This window comes from Nitrospirota bacterium (assembly GCA_016212215.1).
In the GTDB taxonomy this organism is placed as follows: Bacteria; Nitrospirota; 9FT-COMBO-42-15; order HDB-SIOI813; family HDB-SIOI813; genus JACRGV01.
Window position 1 is genome coordinate 1 of record JACRGV010000037.1, and the last position, 5205, is coordinate 5205.

Here is a 5205-nt window from a genome sequence, read left to right on the forward strand (position 1 = left end):
CTTCAATTCTTGAATGAGTTCTTTCGCATCACTATTAGAAAATACCTTGACCTCTTGTGAAATATATACTTGTGTTCTCAGTTCCGCAGCCGAACCTTTTGCTATATTTAAGAATCTCTGGAAATCCGGGATACGATTTTTCCATACTTCTAAATCTTCAAAAGAAGCGCCCACAATTTTCTCTTACTTTTATATTTTTCTTAACCGTTAACTGTAAACTGTCAACTGTGAACCGTTACAATTTTACCTACTCAATTATATCCTTCAATTCAGCAATATCTTTTATCAGAAGATCAAACCCGGCATTGATAAGATCACTCTTGTGTCTGAAACCGTATTCCACACCTATTGTATAAATCCCTGCCCCCTTACCGGCCTCACAATCTGCGGGGCTGTCGCCTACTATTACGGTCTTTTCCTTTTCAGCGTATAGTGTTGATATTACATTTTCAAGAGGTTCTGGATGGGGTTTTCTGTTGGCAAGAGAATCTCCACCAAGAACCATATCAAACATCTCTCTTATAGCAAGTTCCTCAAGTATCTTCTCTGAAAATTTTATCTGTTTGTTTGTAACTACGGCCATCTTCTTATTTGATTCTTTAAGATATTTCAAGGTATCCAGAACACCGGGGTAAAGGAATGTCTTAACATTGAGATGGTCCCAGTAGTACTCAATAAATTTCCCTCTCGCAGTACGTATACCCTCCTCTCCTTCATCAGGCATCAGCCTTTGAAGAAGAACCTTAACGCCCCATCCTATATTCTCTTTTATTACCTCAACATCCCTCTCTTTATATCCCATAAAGGCGAGTGACTTGTTTGCCGCCCATGCAATATCATCACTCGAATCAATAAGAGTCCCGTCAAGGTCAAAAATCACAAGATCAACATTCATCATCTTCTTATAAAGCCCCCCTCATAATCATCATTTAGATAAAAAATGTAGAAAATATTATATCACACCTTAATTTTCACTGTATATCCATACTTTAGTGTGATTTTATTAACACCTTATGAGCATTTCTCACCCTTGTAAATGTGTTAAAAATCATACTTTCAGGCTATTTACTAACCTAATAAGATATGCTAATTAATTAGGCATTTAACCCGCCCCAAAATTATTAAACAGTTTTAGAACAGGAGAGGAGGATTTAACAATGGCAAAAGGATTCTGGAAGTCGGGACACCCCCCAACATTATTAATAGCATTTCTGTACTTTGACATGAGCTTCATGGTATGGATGATAAATGCCGCAATGGCCCCATTCATCAGTCAGGCATTAAATCTGACGTCAGGCCAGAAGGGATTAATGCTTTCAATTCCGGTCTTTGCAGGAGCATTTCTGAGGATACCACTCGGATTAGTTGCTGAAATGGTCGGTAGAAAGACCGCGGCCCTTATCGGCATGGGGATGACTATCCTCGCTATGCTTTATGGTTTTTTCTTTGTAAGTAGTTATACAGAGGTGCTGATAATGGGAGGCCTGCTTGGTGTTGCCGGAGCAAGTTTTGCAGTTGCACTTCCTCTCGGTTCCGGATGGTTCCCGCCTCAGTATCAGGGGCTGGCAATGGGCATCGCAGGCGCCGGAAACAGCGGTACTATATTTGCCGGATTGCTTGCACCACCGCTTGCAAAGATTTACGGTTGGAACATGGTATACGGTTTCTTTACCATTCCAATAATAATTGTTATGGCCTTAATGTGGATTCTTGCAAAAGAACCGCCGGATAAGATGGAAAGAAAATCTATTGCATCCTACCTGAAAGTATTAGGGGAAAAGGATATCTGGGTATTTAACCTGCTTTATTGGGTAACGTTTGGAGGTTATGTCGGCTTCTCAAGTTTCATCCCAACTCTTATGGCAGATCAATACGATATAGATAAGGTTTCCGCAGGGCAATTCATGATACTCGTCGGATTTACTGCAAGTATGGTCAGAGTCGTCGGCGGCTGGTTTGCCGACAGATTCGGCGGAATAAGTGCATTAACGGGTATATATGTTCTTATAATAGTCGGCGCATTTGGGGCAAGTTTCTTACCAAGTATACCTGTGTTCCTTGTGTTCCTTGGTGTTATGGCCGCAGGGATAGGGGCCGGCAATGGTTCTGTGTTTCAACTGCTTCCACTCAGATTTCCACATGCCAAGGCTATCACCTCCGGCATAGTCGGTGAATTTGGTTCACTCGGAGGCGCCTTCATACCATTGGCAATGGGATATTCGATGCATCTTATAGGAAACTATTCACTTGGTTTTATCGTGTATGGTGTATCAGGAATTATCGCACTTACGATATTAACAACAGTTCAGCGCCGCTGGACAACCAGTTGGGTTGGTAAAGGTGGAAAGGCATTGCCTGTAACAGAAGGCGAATATGCACATGCTGAGAAAATACATTAATTAATAGATACGATATGATGAAAAGAGGACACGAATGACACAAATATTGCGAATGGCACGAATATAAAAATTAAAAAAGTATTTATTCATGATATTCGTTTTTTTCGTGCAATTCTGTGGTTATTTTTTAGGATTTTGACATGAACCTATGGTTCGCAAGTAAATTAAAAACTCCAACAGGAGCTATCCGTAGAAAACTGGTAGCTCCTGTTGCCGTTCAAGCACTATCGCATAATATAAGCGAAACAGGTTATAGGTGTATAGTGTGCCCTGTCACTGATTCTGACCTTTCAAGAAAGGGGATAGAGACTGCTGCCTATTTAAGTAAAATCTCTGGTGCGAGACTAATTTTACTGCATGTTGTTGAACAGTGGCATAAGGCTTCCTTTATGGCAACAGATTCAAAAAAATGGAGTTCTCTTCATAATGAGTGGCTTGAGGATGGCCGAAAGCTTCTCGAGATTATTGAAGATAAGCTCAGAGAAGAAGGTTTTAATAATGTAGAATATGTCCTTCGTGACGGAGATGCAGAAGAAGAGATCATAGAAATTACCAAAGAAAAAAAGCCGGACCTGCTTGTTATGGCCACAGATTATTGTTCAAATCTGGAGAAGATATTCATGGGAGATATTGTAGAAAGAATAACCAAAAAAATCCCATGCCAGGTTCTGTGTATTTCCAAATAAATCACTTTCACCCTTCCGTGTTATTAAAATCATCCCTTTGAGTTATTTACATCCGTAAAAATTGGAGTATATAATCAAATTGATATTAATAGTCATTATCATTAAAAAAGGGGGTGAGTAAGATGTTAAGATACATTATTGAATCACCGCATACAAAAGACGAGTGTTTAAAGGCATTAGATGAAATCCTCGCAGAGGGGCCAGCCATTTTAAACAAATTTGACTGGGGATGTGCAGCCGGTGACCACACAGGCTATGCTGTAGTAGATGCAGAGAATGAATCAACAGTGAGAAGTATGGTTCCGAATTTCTTACGCTACAAAACCAAAATAATGCAGGTAAGTAAATTCACACCGGAACAGATAAAGTCTTTCCATTAAGAACTGTGGGGAGGGGAACAAGCCTCTCCCCATTTTTCCTACAGACATTTCTAATCTTTCTCTAATCTCCAATCCTTATAATTTGTCTCATAAGACAGAATAACCCTAAACAAATAATAAGGAGGATTAGACAATGAAAACAGAAAACTTAAAGGCAGTAACATTCTGGACAAGCATAATACTCGGACAGGGCGTAGTAGCAATGGTAGCATCTTATTTCATAGCATAAGTGAGGGCAGTGATTGAAAACAGCTTGAAGTTGAGGGGTAAATAATGTAAGATTTGCGTATGGAATTCAGAAGTATAATATGCCCTATAGAGGAAACAGAGCTTTCAAAAAAAGGTGAAGAGACAGCCGGTTATCTTGGTAAACTCTCAGGTGGAAGACTCATCCTTCTTAATGTAGTAGAAAAATGGTATAAGTCTTCAAGTGTCTCCACAGACTCCAAGGAATGGAATGACCTTCATAATGAGTGGATTGAGGACGGAAGAAGGTTACTCAGGAATGTTGAACAGGAACTCAGAAAAGACGGGGTAGTCAATATAGAGGCCGTTCTCAGAGAAGGGGATCCGGCGCATGAAATAGTGGCCTTAGCAAAGGAAAGACATGCTGACATAATCGTAATGGCAACACATAATTACGCACCTATTACAAAACTCTTCATGGGAAGCGTTATAGATGAAGTTACACGGAAGGCCCAATGTCCTATTCTATGGATATTTTGATTAATCTGAAAAAACAATTTAAAAGTTGACATCAAGGGAAATTTCTATTTTATCGGAGACCGGGGCGTTGCCGAATTCAGTTTGCATACCGCCATGATTGTGCGTCAATTTGGTTTTTATCGTGTAATAATCGGTCAGGTTGTATTGCACCTGACCTTGCAGCAAGAACGACATATCCTGTGAGACTAACCCGCTCAATTCAGTTGTGTACTGTTCCTTAAATGTGTTGCGATAGGCCGCCAGGGCATAGAACCGGCTCATGCCGCCAAACCGGTAATCTCCCAAAACAGCAGGATTTCCTTGCAGTAACGCATTATCCAGCGTATCAAAATAGTTGCTGCGTTCAGACTGTGTATAACCGCTGCCGTTATAATAGGCTTCCAGCGTCAAACCGGCGTCACCGCTGAAAAATGATAGAAAAGGCTCCGGGTTCAGCACTATATAAGAACCAACGACCCCCTGCATGTAGAACTCATTGTTAATCCTGCCCGTACCCTTGCTGTCATAGTATTTCCGGTAATTGTGGTTTAAACCGGCCATTTCAGAATACAGCGTAACACCTGCCATAAGGTTGGTGGAGGACGTGAAGCCTAACATCCGCTCATAAGCCCTGTGACCCTGCATACCATCCCCTGCCTCTCCCTGCAGGTGATACGCTTCGCCGTCGAAATAATACCAGGACAAATCCCATTCCCCTGCCACAACTCCAAAACGCGCACCCCATCGGTTCAGGTCGCTGTTCCAGTCTTTGTCATAATTGCGCGTGAAAAACAGATCCGTTGTGGCAGAGCCGCGATTGAAACTAAACCAGGCGACCGGCTGCCCCTCGGTTTCCTGCCTGGGGTTTAAGGGGTCACGTGGCGGAACAATAACATCAGACCTCCTGACCTCGTGGAATTTGTTAAGATACCAGTTCGTAAACCAGTCGCAGATTTGTGCCCGGAAATACTGTTTCTGTTGAATTAAGTTCTTCACACAAATATCGTATGGACTCACTGCTCATGTGATTAGCCA

At 41.5% G+C, this 5205-nt stretch carries 7 protein-coding genes; 4 read left to right on the top strand and 3 right to left on the bottom strand.

The window, feature by feature from the left end; translation table 11 throughout:
• Positions 1–177: four helix bundle protein (locus tag HZA08_03650; GenBank protein ID MBI5192523.1), on the bottom strand; the 177-nt coding region annotated here is incomplete at its 3' end.
• A gap of 70 nt (positions 178–247) precedes the next feature.
• Positions 248–898, bottom strand: coding sequence for an HAD-IA family hydrolase (locus HZA08_03655; protein ID MBI5192524.1), 651 nt, complete (start codon positions 896–898; stop codon positions 248–250).
• Between the two features lie 259 nt (positions 899–1157).
• Here HZA08_03655 and HZA08_03660 point away from each other — a divergent pair, with 259 nt between their 5' ends.
• From HZA08_03660 to HZA08_03675, 4 genes are all read left to right on the top strand, one after another.
• On the top strand, positions 1158–2399 hold the full coding sequence (locus tag HZA08_03660) for a NarK/NasA family nitrate transporter (protein MBI5192525.1): 1242 nt from the start codon (positions 1158–1160) through the stop codon (positions 2397–2399).
• Positions 2400–2539: 140 nt separating this feature from the next.
• Positions 2540–3085 carry a universal stress protein gene (locus HZA08_03665; GenBank protein MBI5192526.1) on the top strand — a complete coding sequence of 182 codons (546 nt, stop codon included), beginning with the start codon at positions 2540–2542 and terminating at the stop codon, positions 3083–3085.
• Between the two features lie 122 nt (positions 3086–3207).
• Positions 3208–3465 (top strand): hypothetical protein, encoded by a 258-nt coding sequence (locus tag HZA08_03670; GenBank protein ID MBI5192527.1) that lies wholly within the window; start codon positions 3208–3210, stop codon positions 3463–3465.
• A 282-nt stretch (positions 3466–3747) separates the two neighbouring features.
• The gene (locus HZA08_03675) at positions 3748–4191 is read left to right on the top strand and encodes a universal stress protein (GenBank protein MBI5192528.1); all 444 of its coding nucleotides are present in this window, start codon (positions 3748–3750) and stop codon (positions 4189–4191) included.
• Positions 4192–4209: 18 nt separating this feature from the next.
• Here the strand turns inward: HZA08_03675 and HZA08_03680 are convergent, their stop codons facing one another.
• Positions 4210–5166: a hypothetical protein gene (locus HZA08_03680; protein MBI5192529.1), complete on the bottom strand. Its 957-nt coding sequence runs from the start codon at positions 5164–5166 to the stop codon at positions 4210–4212.
• Between the last annotated feature and the right edge of the window lie 39 nt (positions 5167–5205).

What these genes read in the sequence shown, in the direction of transcription:
- HZA08_03655 (MBI5192524.1), bottom strand. Translation starts at nt 898, where the DNA reads ATGATGAATGTTGATCTTGTGATTTTTGACCTTGACGGGACTCTTATT.
- HZA08_03660 (MBI5192525.1), top strand. Translation starts at nt 1,158, where the DNA reads ATGGCAAAAGGATTCTGGAAGTCGGGACACCCCCCAACATTATTAATA.
- HZA08_03665 (MBI5192526.1), top strand. Translation starts at nt 2,540, where the DNA reads ATGAACCTATGGTTCGCAAGTAAATTAAAAACTCCAACAGGAGCTATC.
- HZA08_03670 (MBI5192527.1), top strand. Translation starts at nt 3,208, where the DNA reads ATGTTAAGATACATTATTGAATCACCGCATACAAAAGACGAGTGTTTA.